This window comes from Adlercreutzia sp. (genome assembly GCF_056795635.1).
On record NZ_JBQIIT010000001.1, the window covers coordinates 190,791 to 207,713 of the forward strand.

Sequence of the window (16,923 nt, forward strand, 5' to 3'; positions counted from 1 at the left end):
AAGAAGGACCTGTCCTCGGCCACCCAGCTGGCCTTCTACGCGAGCGACGCGGCTCCCGACATCTTCGTGAAGCAGATCGTGCGCGGCCAGGTCACCTACGTGAACGCCAAGCTGCGTGCCCTGGAAGTGGGCTTCTTCGACGACTACGTGTACACCCTGGAGGGCGATAAGGACTCCACGGGCGCCCTCGTGGAGCACCCGCTGGACGACCTCACCTTCTACGTGCGCACCGAGACCCAGGTGCCCAACCCCGATTACACCCCGCCCACCGAGGGCGAGGACGGCGACAAGGGCGAGGGCGACAAGGGCGACGGTTCGGGCGACGGCTCCGGTGACGGCTCCGGCGAGGGCGGCGACGGCTCTGGCGACGGCGACGGCAAGCCGACCGACCCGGAGAAGCCCGAGGTGCCCGAGTTCATCACCCAGGTCAGCTACGATGCCGTGACCCTGAACTCCACCAACCTCGACCAGTACACCGGCCCGGGCGCCCCGCAGCTGTACAAGCACACGGGCTCCGGCACCGCCGAGACCGACTACACCAAGGCCACTATCTTCAAGAAGAACGTGGACCCGCGCACCAAGTACGTCTACACCACCGCTGGCCTCGGCCGCCTGGTCAAGATCGGCGACAACTACTACCTCTACACCGAGGTGGAGAAGAACAAGCTGGACAGCACCGGCAAGCCGCTCGTGGACGCGGACAAGAATCCCGTGAAGGAGCGCTACGCCCACTACGTGGCCCAGGTGAAGGCGCCCGACGGGGCGACCATCACCGCCGACGAGGGCCGTTTCACGGCCGTGGGGGAGACCTTCTACACCTTCAGCGATCCTGACCCGAGCAGCACCGACGGCACCGAGGGCACGTGGAACGTCGTGCGCGACGGCGTGGTGGTCACCGAGAAGTCGGTCCGCCACGACCTGGTGCCCGGCACCGACAAGCTCGGCGACTACATGGAGGCCGAGGCCAACCAGCTCTACATCGAGGTGAAGTCCCCGGCGTCCGACTCCAACGAGGGCCCCTCCATCTACCTGCCCGTGGAGATCATCCGCGTGAAGGACGAGGAGCCGCCGAAGGCCCCCGACGCCTACGACGAGTTCGAGTACAGCCGCAACGAGACCGTGGACGACATCCGCACCACCCAGACGCGCAACGTGATCTTCCACATCCCGCTGAAGGACCCGAGCATTCCCTACAAGACCAACGATGCGGGCGAGTGGATGCTGCGCGAGAAGGGGACCGACATCCTGACGAGCGATGTGTCCACCCCGGTGGACTACAACGCCGACGGCACCCCGAACCTGGGCACTTACGACCCGGAGGTGTGGGAGATCATCCCCTACACCTTCAACAACTACCGCGTGGACGGCCGTACCCTGGCTTGGGTGGCCACGGGCGACAACGACCCGTACTTCCACCACAACGAGATTCAGTACGATCCGGCCTTCCTGGAATCCTTCGGCATGGACAACAACTGGATCGAGCACGACACCCTGTTCTTGCCCTCGGGCGAGAACGACGCCTGGCAGTACAACGAGCACCCCTGGTTCGCGGCCACCATCACCAACTCCGCGGACAAGCTGGAGCCTGAGGACTACACCGACATCGTGGAGGCCCAGGGCAACCTGAAGCACGCGAAGCTCGTGTACGCCCTGCACCTGCCGAGCCAGGTGACCTTCTACGACGACCGCATGCTCACCGACGACAAGGAGCTGGCCGGCTGGGACGGCACCACCTCCACCGACAGCAACTATAAGTGGATCGGCGACTACGAGAACGACGAGTACGCCTTCTACGTGGAGCGCACCTATCGCGACCGCCACGCCGACGTGGCCAACCCGGCCGCCGGCGACTACGTGGTGGACGCCGCCGCCCACAAGATCGAGCGCTGGGTGACCGTGGCCGAGAACAACGGCAACGAGAGCAAGGGCACCCTCAAGACCACGGCCGATGCCGCGGCCGGCGAGACCGTGCGGGCCGCCGACGGCACCCCGGCCATGGTCGACGACGGCACCGGCACCCTGGTGCCCAAGACCGTGGCCGACACCGAGGCCGGCGAGTACGTGGCCAACGCCGCGGGCGACAAGCTCGTGGCCAAGACCTGGGCCGACAAGACCCTGGGCGAGGGCGTCATGCGCATCGAGCGCCTCACTCCCAAGCAGCTTCTGGCCGAGGGCTGGACCGTGAAGGTGACCTACCAGCCCAACTACGGCGACGACACCTTCGCCACCACCGGCCCCACGGCCGGCCGCGGCGGCGCCGACAACGCCCACTACGGCAAGGCCGACCTGGACGACCCGACCGACACCCTGGCGAGCCGCAACCTCGTCCACGACCTCCTGGCCGGCGAGTCCGAGGAGAACCAGGGCGTGGGCGCGCTGACCACCCTGAAGGACCACTCCCACGACCGCGAGGTGGTCGTGTTCGAGCTGGCCGCCCCCGACGACGCCACCGACAACGAGTTCGCCGAGTTCGACAGCTTGCTGAACGCCTTCTACGCCGGCGCCCACGCCGACGGCTACCTGGGCTACGGCGACGCCATCACCGTGAAGGTGAAGACGCGCCTGGACAACCTGGGCGATGTGGAGTCGGCCATGGACGACAGCCTCTACGAGGACGGCAACCTGGTCAGCTTCAAGAAGCAGATGGAGACCGTGGCCTCCTGGGACGGCGACGACTCCCAGTTCTACGCCACGGCCCACGAGACCAAGCTGAACTGGCTGTCCGACGACCCGGAGGACGGCGCCTGGGACCACATCTACGGCGACGACTTCGACGGTGACAAGGTGACCGGCGGCGAGAACACCGGCTTCGGCAAGGACGAGAACGGCGACCCCATCGATCCCGGCAACGCCGGCGGCTCGGCGGCCACCAAGCCCAAGCTGGAGGACGACCAGATCAAGACCCTCATCGGCACGTCGTTCCACGGCCAGTCGGTGAACCGCTTCTTCCGCGCCGGCAAGAAGGCCGAGGACAACCAGTACGAGAACATCAACTACGACCGCGACAAGGACCTCGACGACCTGTACGTGACCGCCACCTCCGGTTGGTTCCACGTGCGCAAGCCCAGCGTGTCGGTGCGCTCCGACACCGAGAAGCTGCGCAGCCTCATCTACAACTCCGACATGGGCGTCTACACCGGCCAGGACGTGCAGCTGCGCGGCTCCAACGGGTTCTACCTGACCCAGGCCGTGAACACCGGCGGCGCCGTGAACAGCTTCGTGGTGGATTGGCAGGTGCCCTTCTGGGCCACCGCCGGCGCCACAGTCAACGACAATGCCATGACCGTGAACAACGCGCCCTTCGAGTCCACCGCCTACGCTGTGGGTCGCCTGAGCTCGGTGTTCGAGCGCGTGTCCACGGGCGTGTGGGAGGTCCCCGGGGCCCTCTACACCGACACCGGTGATGAAAAGGGCACGCCCCTGGCCGCCAACGAGGCCGGCGCCCTGCCCGCCAACGAGGCCGCCGAGACCGAGAGCCAGCTGCGCCTGTTCATGTTCGCCCGCATCGTGTCTACCGACCGTGCCGAGCGCGTGAACGCCTACAACGAGCAGAACGGCCCCACCTACACCGACCATGAGAACTTCGCCCTGCCCGGCAGCGATGCCGACCGCGACTACTGGTACGGCGAAGACGAGATCGACGAGGTGTTCGGCGACTCCACCGACTACAACACCGCCGACGAGCAGCGCTGGATCCAGATCGGCGAGCCGGGCGGCTACGCCATCTCCGACAAGGAGAACGTCACCATCGACGACAGCTTCCTCGACAAGTACGAGGGCTGCCAGGTGCGCCAGATCCGCTGGGTGGTGAAGGCCGTGCCCACCACCGACGAGAAGGGCAACGCCATCACCCCGCGCGTCGACGACGACCGCCTGTCCCACGAGGTGGCCGTGCCCCACGGCTTCCGCCTCGACGTGGACGCCGTGCCCGATTCCGACGAGAAGCTCTACGACCAGAACGGCAAGGAGATCGTCACCGCCGGCAAGCAAGAGGCCGACGAGTTCGACCCGCTGCGCCTGAACGCCGGCTGGGGCTACAAGAAGAACAACCACGGCCAGGTGCAGATCCTGGACGCGGCGGGCAACTACTACCCGGACACCACCGTGGCCCTGCCCTCCGGCATCACCGACAACGCCCCCATGGTGGACTTCGCCACGTCGCTTCTGAACACGCCCACCGTGGGCCAGGCCTCCCAGAACCCGCCCGACAACGAGGCCCCCTCGGCCGAGGCCGACCCGTCGGTGCACGTGAACCACTTCGTCTCGGCGGTGCCGCGCTACGACGACACCAAGAGCGTGGAGACCGAGCGCAGCCGCGCCGGCTTCATCCGCACGCCCGAGTCGCCGGTGCTGGCCCTCGAGATCATCCAGGGCTACTTCTCCGGCTCCGGCACCACCGGCTACAAGTGGGTCACCGGCGCCTCCACCATCGACAAGGGCTCCTCGCGCATGATGCGCTACAAGATCATCCTGTCCAACCTCTCCGACGAGCAGATGGCCGCCCTGAACTACAAGGGCTACGAGCAGGACTACTGCGCCAACCCGCAGATCTCCCAGATCCTGCCCTACGTGGAGGGCTTCGGCGCCGCCCAGGACATGACCGACGACAAGCTGCAGTACGTGGCCTACGACGACCTGTACACCACCAAGACGGTGACCAATCCCGACGGCTCCACCACCACCGAGACCGTGCCCACCCCGGCCTACAACTACTTCGACTGGGACTTCGTGTCCACCAAGGTGGGCAACAAGCCCCATCCCAACCTGGACGCGAAGCAGCCCATCTGGACCTACTACGTGGCCGACATGACCGACTACCTCGAGGTGGGCGACGTGGTGCGCTCCAACTCCTCCTCGGCGCCGCGCATGAACGACCCCGGCCCCATCAACAGCAAGGGCTCGGCCTTCCTCATGGCCGATAAGGCCGCCGGCGTGGACGCGGGCTCCAATTTCAACCGCAAGATGTTCAACTGGCGCTTCAGCGGCCAGAAGTCCATCAAGGACGTGGAGGACGAGAACGGCAACGTGACCCAGGTCACCGAGTACGACCGCGGCATCCTGTCCCCGGGCCAGGGCATCGTCATCGAGCTCATCATGCCGGTGCAGAAGGAATCCTCCGACTTGCTGTCGGAAGACCTGCTGACCACCTCCGGCTACGGCTACAAGCCGGGCTCCTTCATGCCCTACACGCCGGCCACCTCCGATAACGACGGCTCCACCCGCGGCCTGGTGTCCGACACCCGCGACGTGAACCTGGACGGCCAGACCTCGCAGTCCATGGTCATGATGCAGCTGAAGGCCCTGGAGTTCACCGGCGAGCAGAACCTGTCCAACACCAAGACGGCCTCCACCCAGATGGAGGACTTGGCCACCTACGCCTCCAACGGCGCGGCCGCCGTGCCCGAGGGCACCACCTACAGCTACTACACCAGTGCTGTGAACCCCGAGGCCGACGAGTCGAAGGCCCGCAACTTCAACAACATCGCGCTCTACGACATCCTGCCGTTCGAGGGCGACTATCAGATCTGGACGAACAACAACGCCGAGCCCATCGCCCGCGGCTCCCAGTGGTCCGGCTGGCTGAAGGACCTGGACTCCATTAAGGTGAAGCGGTTCTCCGCCGCCGATTCCACCATGCCCGCCGACGGCATCACCCTCACCGACGGCGTGGACATGGACATCTGGGTCGGCCCCTACGAGGAGGATCCGACCACGGGCCGCATCAGCCTGGCCGATCCCTCCGACCTGTTCTGGATGTACATGTACGGCGACAAGGTCGTCTACGGGCCGAACTACGGCTCCTTCGAGGACGGCAAGGACCCCGACGACCTGGAGCAGTGGACCGACAGCTCCTACTACGAGTTCGAGAAGGTGCGCCTCGGCGAGTACGACGAGGTGACCGGCAACCTCATCACCGACGCCGACACCATGAAGCGCCGCTACAAGCTCGTGAAGCTGGCCGACCTGAAGGACTACGTGGAGGAGTACCCCGAGGAGAAGGAGGAGCTGACCCGGGGCCTCGTGGCCATCTGGGCCCAGCCGAAGATCGACACCTTCATCCCGCGCAAGGGCTACCTGCGCCTCGTCTACGACCTGAAGGCCCCGCTGAACCTGCCCAAGTTCCTGGGCACCAAGACGGGCGACCCGGCCGTTGACCTGCAGGCCGAGGTGAAGCAGGAGGAGTACGACAAGTACACCGAGGACCAGAAGGCCCTCTACAACAAGCGTCGTGCCCGCGCCGCCGAGCTGCGCTCCGCCGTGCAGTGGAACACCTTCTACTGCCGCGTGAACATCAACGACTCCGGCGACATCTCCGGCGCCTACCACGTGGAGGACGTGCGCGCCGGCACCTTCGTGGACGCCCCGGACAACCGCGGCTACATCGGCGACTACGTGTGGCTCGACTCCGACTGGTCCGGCACCCCCGAGGACGACGTGCTGGATATGAACTGCAACGAGGCCGAGAAGGACGCCGACGGCAACGTGCTGAACTCCGCCTACCGGACCTCGCTCAACGGCCGCAAGCTGCTGCGCGGCGTGGTGGTGGACCCGGCGACCGGCAAGCCCGAGTACAAGACCGTGCGCGAGCCGGCCATCGACCGCGACGGCAACCCGGTGGTCGACAAGGACGGCAACCCGGTGTACTACGAGAAGCAGATGCTCAAGCGCTTCGACAACACCGTCGACGAGAAGACGGGGGAGAGCCGCCTGAAGGACCTGGACTACGACCTGGAGAAGGAAGACCCGGGCATCAACGACGTCAAGGTGGAGCTCTTGAACGAGTACGGCAACCCCGTCAACCGCGACGGCGAGGTGTCGGTGCTCGTGAACAACGACAAGACCGGCCGCCAGGACCGCTGGGTCCGCTGCGACGACCGCACCGGCAAGCCGGAGTTCGACGCCTGGGGCAACTATATCTCCGCCGACTCGGGCGCGCCCTACGTCTACTACACCGAGACCGACTACTACGGCAACCCGGGCTACTACGTGTTCAGTAACCTGGAGCCGGGCAAGTACCGCCTGCGCTACACCTTCCCTGAGGAGTACTACAACTTCTCGCCCACCCAGAAGTCCATCGGCGAGACGGACATCTACGCCAACGCCGAGGACAAGGACCTCACCGTGGAGCGCATCGAGGCCGACCATGCCAACGGCGTGGACGCGGCGCTCGTGGTGACCACCTCCACCATCGAGGTGGAGCCCGTGGCCTACGACCAGGCCAACGCCGGCACCAATGCCTACGACAAGGCCGTGCACGAGGCCTACGACAAGAAGGCCACCTCCATGAAGCTCGGCATCGCCCAGGGCATCACCTTCGAGGGCGTCACCTACCGCGACGACATCCTGGCCGACGGCACGCCGGAGGAGGACATCCAGATCAACTCCCTGCTGGATTCCGTGGGCGTGGGCACCGGCACCACCGAGGAGCAGATGGCCGGCGCCGACGCCAAGCCCGAGAAGCGCCTCGAGGGCATCCGCGTGAACGTCTACGAGTACGACAAGGCGAAGGGATCCATCTCCTCCACCCTGGCCACCGATGCCGACGGCAACGCCGCCACCATCGTGACCGACGACACCGGCTTCTTCCGCTTCCGCCTGAAGGCCGGCAAGACCTACATCATCAAGACCTCCGAGACCGTGGCCAACCGCCTCATCAAGCCCACGCTGAACACCTGGAGCAACGATGCGACGGCCTACCAGCGCGACGGCTTCTACTACCACGACTCCGACGTGCTCGTGGCTGACAACGACCTGCGCTACGTGTCCGGCTCCGCCCGCACCTACCCGCTCACGGCCGCCCTGCCCTTGGACGAGGACGGCAAGGTGATCTACCAGGATCCTGCCAACAAGTGGCTCGGCTACGAGCGCCAGGACAAGCTGGCCCTGGGCTACGTGGACGGCACCAAGGGCTACCTGGGCAACAACGTGTGGAACGACGCCAACTACGACGGCGTGCAGCAGGCCGACGAGGACGGCGTGGGCCAGGGCCGCGACAACGGCGGCGTGAAGGTGAAGCTGGAGACCTGGTACTACGGCCCGGCCGAGACCCGCATGGAGTACGTCCAGAAGAAGGACTCCAACGGCAACCCGCTGTGGAAGACCAACGCCGCCGGCGTGCCGGTGATCGACCCCGACACCGGCGAGAAGACCCCGGTCATGGAGTGGACCATGACCGACGAGGGCGAGTTCCGCTGGCAGCTGTACCCCGGTGACGAGCTGCGCGAGGCCTACACGGGCGACGCGGCCGCGGCGGGCACCTACCTGTTCCGCGACGTGTCCTCCTACGTGGTGGACCCGCGCGACACCCGCAACCTGGACAGCGACTACAAGACCAAGCGCCTGGCCGGCTACCGCCTGCGCATCGATCAGGAGGACCTGAACGCGCTCGATGAGGACTACGCCATCACCGTGCGCAACGCTTTCATGACCGATAACACGGGCAACCGCGGCCAGTCGGTGGACTCCGACTCCGACCTCATGACCAAGCCCGTGGCCACCGGCGTGCTGCGCCAGGCCAACGACGTGGCCTCCGGTTACACCGACGGCACCGACTACTACATCAAGAACGGCTCGGTCTTCGAGCCCATGCCCGCCGGCACCGACCCGGCCGTGACCCGCTACGTGAAGGTGGCCAACGGCAACGCCGCCGGCGACGACATCTACGTGGCCGTGACCGACGCGCCCTTCGCCCCGGGCGCCGTGGAGGAGGGCGACGGCGAGGCGGAGGAGCCCGGCGAGGGCTTCAGCGGCACCCAGAGCGCCGACGGCACCAACTCCGAGGACGCCACGACCCTGACCTACTACCTGAACGAGCAGCGGGACGAGGGCTGGACGCCGGAGCCCGGCTCCTTTGCCGACGGCTACATCGTGCTCGCCTCCATCGGCCAGCACTCCGCCACCGGCACGCTCATCGACCGCGTGACCGGCGCGCCTTTGGCCGACTCGCCGGAGCTGGCGCCGTTCACCGAGCTGAACGAGAACACCCCGGTGGAGGTCGCCTACACCACGGTGTACCGCAACGAGACCGACGCCACCCAGCAGATCACCATCACCGATCCCTACCCGACGGGCAAGGGCCTCACGGCCGGGACCGACGTGGTCTGCGTGGACGCCGTCTGCGACAAGGCCGGCGTGCCCGTGAACATGAACGCCACCGACGACGAGGGCAACCCCGTGGTGCGCTTCGGCACCGACGACGTGGACGGCTCCGGCGCCTACACCGGCCGCATCAAGCTGGCTCCGGGCGAGTCCGTGACCGTGACGGCCACCTACCGCTTCCGCACCGTGAAGACCGTGGTGCACGCCGCCACCGTGGGCGGCACCGAGGACGGCGAGGTGGAGACCAACACCGTGGCCCACAAGGTCAAGCGCGATCTGGAGGCCCTGCGTCCGGTGCTGCCGCTGTACCAGAGCTCCATGCTGCGCGACGGCGACAAGGTGACCTACGACGAGAACGGCCAGGAGACCGAGCGCGTGGCCCCCACCATCGCCACTGGCGACTACGTGACGGGCAAGAGCTTCGCCCAGGCCACGGCGGCCATTGAGGCCGACGGCCTTTCCGTGGGCCGCGTCATCTTCAAGACCGAGCTTACGGGCAGCGCGCTGCCGGGCACGGTGATCGGCCAGGTGCCGGTGGCCGGCCTGCTGAAGCACGAGGGCTCCCCGGTGAACCTCATCGTGGCCGGCCCCCGCGACGCGGCCATGAACGTGCTCGGCGCCACCTGGGCCGACAACGGCCTGGAGAGCTCCGACAACGAGGTCTACGGCCAGGAGAAGATCGACGAGGACAAGATCGCCACGGGCCTGTACCTGCCCCTGCTCACCCTGGGCGGCAAGGCCGTGAACCGCTACGAGTCCACCGAGGCCGTGGAAGAGGCCCTGAACGACCTGTGGAAGGCCGCCCAGGATCTGAAGAAGGAGATCCCGGCCACCCCGAAGACGCCGCCCACGCCCGAGGAGCTCTCCCGCGCCAACGAGAAGTACAACGAGGAGAACTTCTACGACGCCATCAAGGTGGTGGATCCGAACAACCCGACCGACGATGAGCGCAAGCGCGCCCGGGAGGCCGCCGACAAGGCCTGGTCCACCGACTGGGAAAACTTCCTCACCACGTGGAACAAGACCCTCGGCTTCGTCTACGCCGACGCCAACGGCGAGCTCATCACCTACAAGGTGAACACCGAGGCCACCAACGTGTTCACCCAGCCCTACAACAAGCACGGCATCGTCATCCAGGGCGAGACCGAGCAGGACGAGTGGCTCGTGTACTGCGCCGCCTACGAGGGCGACGACACCTACCTCTACGGCCTGTGCGACAAGGGCACCACGGTGACCACCGGCACGCTTTCCAAGGAGGAGTTCCCCGGCTACAAGGCCATCTACGACCACCTCAAGGCAGACTTCGACGAGAAGACCGCCCGCTACGAGGAGGCCCTGGCCATCTACAATACCCTGAACGACGAGTACGCCACCTACAAGGGCAAGTACAAGACCTACCTGGCCGAGAAGCTGGAGTACGAGTCCGAGGAGGACTACGGCAACGGTAAGATGCTCTTCGGCGACGTGAACACCGTCTACGACTTGGGCGACGCGGCCCGTCTGTACAACTGGGACGCCGGTCTGGTCATGGTGCCGCGCTCCAGCATCTCCGGCAAGGTGTGGGACGACTCGTTCTACGAGACCGACGAGAACGCCCACGACGCCGCAGCCCGCGCCAAAGCCTACAACGGCATCCAGGACGACGGGGAGCCGGGCCTGGCCGACCAGGCCGTGTACCTGACCCAGTGGTACTACCTGCCCTACGCCGACCTGAACGGCAACCAGGCCGCCGACGGCAACGCCGACGCCTTCCGCTTCACGGTGAACGCCGAGCTGGCCGAGCTGGCCGCCAAGGAATCGCTCTCCGAGGAGGACACGGCCCGCGTGGCCGAGCTGGCCGAGGAGGCCGGCGTGCCCGCCGAGGCCCTGGAGGCCGGCGACTTCGAGCCCGCCTCCGACGGCTCCGGCTTCTGGGTGCGCAACCTCGCCTTCGGCACCGACAAGATGACGAGCCGCACCGTGAAGGTGCCGGTCATCGACCCGGTCACCGGCGAGCAGGCCACCGACCCGGTCACCGGCCTGCCGGCCGAGGAAGACCAGGTGAACCCCCGCTCCACCGATGCGTGGAACGTGGAGGGCAAGCGCGGCGTCATCGCCGTGAAGACGGCCGACGCGCGCCACTACACCGAGACCGTCACCGAGGGCACCGGCGACGACGCCGTGGACGTGGAGGTGGACCGCGTGGACGAGAGCACCCGCGGCGTGTACACCTTCGACAACCTGCCCGCGGCCTACACCGCCCCCGATGGCGGCCACTACCTGGCCAGCTACCGCGTGGAGGTGGGCGAGCGCCTGTTCACCACCGGCGACGAGACCGTCACGGCCGACGACGAGCAGTGGCTGCTCACCCGCTACCACAAGACCCTGCCCGGCGCCGACGGTTCCGACCCGACCGCGGCCTACGACGTGGATTCCGACGCCGAGGGTACCCTGGGCAAGAACGGCGGCATCGCCATCACGGCCCAGGACGAGGTGCTGACCCTGGACGGCGGCGCCCATGCCGGCGTGCGGTCCCATTCCGGCCACATCATTCTGGCCGGCGAGGCCGAGAGCGTGAAGTACTCCAACATCGATCCGGACACGGCAGCCCGCGACCTGCAGGCCTCCAAGGTGACCGTGCCTTTGGCCGACGTCATCAACAAGACCGTCGACGGCACCCCGGGCGACGATGCCTACGTCATGGCCGACGGCACGAAGGTGCTCGTGCCCACCGACCGCTACCTCACCTACGACTGGCTGACCTACCGCACCCTGAAGAACGACGACGGCACCGACGTCATCGACCCGGCCACGGGCCTGCCCAAGAAGATGGTGCGCGGCGGCGACGCCGGCGAGATCAAGCCGCCCACGCAGAAGATCACCGGCGTGGTGTTCAACGACGCCGACAACGACGGCATCAACGGCACCGTGAACGCCGGCGAGGGCGATGAGGCCGCCGACGCCCCGGTGAAGGGCGCCCAGCTGACCCTGGAGCGCTTCTACACCCTGGCCGAGGACCTCGGCACCGACGAGGCCGTGGTGGCCGGTAACGGCTGGCACGCCGATCCCACCTGGTCCACCGCCGAGGCCCAGGCCGTCTACGAGGCCGACCGCACCCAGGGCCTGGCCGGCGACAACCACTACGGCGCCTGGGAGGCTCCGGAGGTTGGGGAGGACGAGACCTGGTACCGTGAGGTGACCGATCCCACCGACGGCACCGTGAGCTACGCCGCCTACAGCGAGGCCGATCTGGCGGCCCTCTTCCCGGCCCCCATGACCACCGCCGAGGTGTACCGCCAGGTGGTGGCCCCGGCCGTGGGCGTGAAGGGCGTCTACGAGAAGGTGCTGCTCATGCAGTACGCCAACGGCGTCATCTGCCCGAAGATGGAGGTGGAGACCTACTACAAGGAGACCGCCGGCACCTACGAGGCCTACGACGAGGCCGAGCTGGCCGCCCTGTTCACCGATAAGGTGACCGAGGTGCACGCTTTCGCCTGCGTGGCCGATGCCGAGGTGGACGAGAACGGCGACGAGACCAAGCCCGCCGAGTACGCGCCGGTGACCCTGGTGCTGAACGAGTACGGCATCCCCGTGCCCGTGAAGTCCGAGGTGGACGGCACCCACAACGCCATCACCCTGGCCGACGGCTCCTACGAGTTCACCAACTTGAAGACCCAGGGCTGGCTGCCGTTCAAGGACGGCGTGGCCGTGGCTGACGGCACCGAGGGCGCCGAGCCCAAGCTCGTGGTGTTCGGCTACCGGGTGCGCCTGACCGAGGCCGACTGGTGGAACCGCTACTGGGGCACGGCCAAGTACCTCCAGGGTTCCTCCTACGCTGCCGATGCCGAGGACTGGAAGGTCGACTCCGACCTGGTCCACGCCGACGGCTACCTCATGAGCGGCACCGCCGCCGAGGGCGATTCGTCTGAGTACACCGTGCTGCTGGACGTGAAGGCCGGCGATTCGCCGTCGGTGAACCTGCGCCGCGCCCTGAACCCCGACAACCCGAACCAGAACAGCCATGACCGCTACGGCGAGAACGACCGTTACGACGGCGACCCGGTGGAGTGGGTGTACACCACCAACGCCGCCGCGGCCGTGGCCGGCGGTGCCGCGACGGCCGCCGAGGCCGCCGACGGTGACGGCGCGGGCAAGTTCCGCCCCGTGCTCGCCTTCGACCTGGCCCGCGGCGCCGACCGCGCCGGCAACGACGCCGGCCTGCGCGTGCCCGTGCAGCAGAAGATCGGCGGCCGGGTGTTCCACGATGCCGGCTACGACGGCACCCTGGCCCGCACCCGCCAGATGAACACGCTGGCCTCTTCCGAGGCGCCCCTTGTGGCCGCCGAGGCCGATGGCGAGGGCGAGGATGCCGACGGCGACGATACCGCCCCGACCGGTGATTTGGGCCTGGCCGGCAAGCGCGTCATCCTGAAGCAGTGGTACTGGGCCCCCGTGACCCGCACGGTGTACAAGAACGCCGCCGGCGAGGTCATCGACGCGGCCGATGCCTTTGTGGACGAGGATCAGACCACCCTGGCCGACGGCGTGACCGCCGAGGCCGTGACTGCCAACGAGTGGGTTCTGAACGGGAACTTCGGCAACGACGGCTACACCGTGGCCGAGGGTTCCGTGACCTACCGCACCGAGACGATCACCCGTCCCGACGGCTCCACCGAGGACGTGTCCGTGGTGGATACCACGACCGACGAGGCCTACGCCGAGGGGCTCACCACCATCATCCCGAACGCCACCTACCTGGAGGGCGTGGGCGTGACCGTGCTCACCGACGGCGATAGCGCCGCCGACGACGGCAGCACCCTCACCGTGGCCGGCGACTACCTGTTCGACCGCCTGCCCACCCGCTTCGTGGCCGCCCGCCACGGCGACATCATGAGCGAGCCGGAGGACGAGGACGACCAGCCCGTGGTCGTGGACCCGAGCAACCTGGCCGTGCCCGCCGGCGAGTACCTGGCCGGCTACACCGTGGAGGTGCTCGGCGGCCCGGTGGATACCGCCAACGCCGAGGCCATCCCGGGCCTGCCCGCCACGCTGCTCCAGCGGACCGTTCCCGGCGTGGACGACACCATGAACTCCAAGGCCGTGAGCGCGCTGGCGGCCAAGGGCTCCAGCGATCAGAACTTCGCCGACTACACCGACGGCAACTACCCCGTGCGCATGAACGAGCTCACGGTGCAGGTCACCGACGGCGCCGGGGCCACGGTGAAGGCCAGCCTGGACGGCAAGATCGTCCTGGCCACCCAGGCCGAGGCCCAGCCGACCGCCGGCGATGGCGAGCCCACCCGCGACGCCGCCTCCGGCGCCCGCGCCGATGCGGCCGCCGCCACGTCCCGCGGCACTCAGCCCCAGTACTACGTGAACGAGACCCGCGAGGCTGAGGCCGCCGGCTCTGCCGCCGGGGCCGCCGTGGCCGCCCGCGACGAGGCCGGCCAGCCGGCCGACCAGACCGTCATCTACGACTGGTCCTGCGGCCGCGACGAGACCCGCATGCACGCCGGCTTCGGCGAGTACGGCTACACCGCCATCACCGGCAAGGTGTGGCGCGACCACAACTTCGACGGCATCCTGAACGTCGGCGAGGAGCCGGTGCCCGGCCAGAAGCTGTCCATCACCCAGTGGTTCTACGTGGACGATGCGGCCCTCATCGAGGCCCTGGCCGCCGATCCCGAGAACTTCACCGTGGACCGCATCGACAACGTCATCACCCGCAACCCCGACAAGACCCCGAACGAGACCGTGAAGGCCGCGTGGGTGCACGTGAAGACCGCCGCCGAGAAGCAGGCCGCCTACGACGCCGAGATGAACGAGGCCGGTGCCTCCACCATCGACGTGGCCGATGTGCGCACGAGCTTCTCCCGTCCCGATTCCGTGACCGACGCCGCGGCCGGCGCCTACGCCTTCGAGCAGCTCCCGAGCTTCGTGTACCTGGGCGGCAGCTTCACCGCGGCCACCGAGGGCGACGAGAACACCCCGGGCACGCCGGCCGCCAACGACCTGTACGTGCTCCAGCCCAACGACACCGACCTGACCGGTGCCCTGGAGGCCAACGAGGTGGCCCTGGACAAGCTGTACCTGGCCTCCTACCGCATCACCCTGGCCGAGGTGGCCCCCGACTTCAGCCTGACCACGCCGCACGTGGGCGTGAACGTGGGCGACAAGACCCTGGGCGACATGGCCGCCATCACCGTGCCCGGCCTGGAGGGCTCCGACTCCGACGCCCTGCGCCCCGATCCCGAGGGCGACCGCGTCATCCAGATCGTCGACGAGTACTTCGACAACTCCTGGAATGGCGAGGGCACCTTCGACGAGTACGACAAGAACACCGAGGACAACTACAACCAGGACGACCGCGACGAGGCCGACGAGAACAAGAACAACGCCAGCTTCTGGCGCACCGACGGCTACGTCATCGTGGCCGCCCGCGGCGCCGACGGCAACCCCTACAACGACGCCGGCACCGAGCGCGACGAGGCCAGCTACCAGTACGAGCAGATCTACAACGGCGTGCGCTACGACGTGCCGCGCCCGCTGTTCGCCCAGCGCGGGGGACACGCGGGCCTCGTGAAGATCCCGCGCACGAGCCTCACGGGCCGCGTGTGGGACGACACGGGCATCTACAACGCCGACGGCACCTACGACGTGTCCACCGGCTACAACGGCGTGCAGGACGCCGGCGAGCGCGGCCTGGCCGACCAGACCGTCTACCTCACCCAGTGGTACTGGGCGCCGGCCGGTTCCACCGCCTTCGCCGCCATCGCCGACACCGAGGCCGACTTCGTGGCCGCCGACGGCACCGTCACCTCCGTGGCCGCCGCCGACGCCGCCGACTTCGCCCCCGGCACCGACTGCGTGGGCGCCTGGGTGCGCAACAGCCTCTTCGGCGCCGACACCTACACCTCCAACAAGTACGGCGCCCGCGCCGACGGCGAGCCCGTGGAGCCCATCATCTACGACGGCAACGCCGCCGCCCAGACGCCTCTGGCGAGGGTGAACGGGGTGGAGGGCGCCCTGGCGGCCACCACCAACGAGGACGGCCAGTGGCTGGCCGAGAACCTGCCCACGGTGTTCGTGAGCGACGACGACCAGTACTACCTGGCCGCCTATCGCACCGAGCTGGCCGATCTGTACCGCGAGCCGGCCGGCAACGCCGCCGACGGCACCGACAACCAGTGGGTGCTCACCCGCTACCATCACAACGGCGACGGCGCCGAGCTGTCCTCGGTGAACGGCACGGCTTCCGTGACCGACGACTCCGACGTGGCCGCCGACCTGTCCGTGACCGAGCGCACCGGCATCGCCGGGGGCATGGTCATCGCCGGGCGTCTGGACGCCGCCACCTGCGGCCTGGCCTCCGAGGGCACCGCCGTGGACGGCACGGCCACGGCCCGCACCACCCGCGGCTTCAAGGGCCAGACCATCCTGGCCTGGGCCGCCCAGGATACGACCACCAACGAGGCGGGCGAGTACACCCACGCTAACGCCAACGCCTTCGTGGCGCTGCCCGCCGGGGCCGGCATGGGCACGGGCGCCGAGGTGTACGACTGGATCATGGATCCCGAGACCGCCACGGTGACCGATCCCGACACGAACGTGACCACCGAGACCGTGGTTCCCGTGGAGGCCGGCGATGTGGGCGAGACCCAGGCCCCGCGCCAGACCATTAGCGGTCTCATCTGGAACGACACCGACAACGACGGCATCTACGACGGCCCGGCCGCCGACGGCAGCACCGCCGGCGAGCCCGGCGAGGCCGACCGCGCCCTGGCCCTGGAGCGCTACGCCATCACCGCCGTGCAGCAGGCCGACGGCTCCTTCGCCGTGGCCGAC

General features: G+C 68.0%; 1 protein-coding gene (cut by both window edges). It reads left to right on the forward strand.

All 16,923 nt of this window come from inside a single coding sequence — locus ACTOXK_RS00690, SdrD B-like domain-containing protein, on the forward strand. Of the gene's 73,779 coding nucleotides, 36,297 precede the window and 20,559 follow it; the stretch shown corresponds to coding positions 36,298-53,220 — codons 12,100 (complete) to 17,740 (complete); the first complete codon in view begins at position 1. Both codon boundaries (start and stop) fall beyond the window edges.